This is a genomic window from Pectobacterium peruviense, assembly GCF_002847345.1.
Taxonomy (GTDB): Bacteria; Pseudomonadota; Gammaproteobacteria; order Enterobacterales; family Enterobacteriaceae; genus Pectobacterium; species Pectobacterium peruviense.
Genome location: NZ_LXFV01000051.1, coordinates 1 through 357, shown reverse-complemented (window position 1 = coordinate 357; position 357 = coordinate 1). Strand labels below are relative to the sequence as shown.

General features: G+C 44.5%; 1 protein-coding gene. It reads right to left on the bottom strand.

Annotated elements, in window-relative coordinates; all coding sequences use genetic code 11:
- Positions 1 to 357 (bottom strand): IS200/IS605 family transposase (tnpA, locus tag A0G03_RS20595; protein ID WP_101749549.1); only part of this gene is annotated, 357 nt, incomplete at both ends.

Below are 357 nucleotides of genomic sequence, written 5' to 3'. Positions count from 1 at the left end.
TGGTGCTTTATGTATTCTTGTATCCTGACCGTGTTTTTCCCTACCGTATCAACGTAATACCCTCGGCACCAAAATTCCCTGTTACGGTATTTGAACTTCAAATCGCCAAACTGCTCATAAAGCATCAGGCTGCTCTTTCCCTTTAGGTACCCCATAAATCCCGAGACACTCATCTTAGGCGGGATTTCCAGAAGCATATGGATGTGATCCACACAGCATTCCGCTTCCAGAATATTCACGTTTTTCCATTCGCACAGCTTTCTTAAAATACTGCCTATCGCTTTGCGTTTTTCCCCGTAGAACACCTGCCTTCGGTACTTCGGCGCAAAAACTATGTGATATTTACAGTTCCATCGC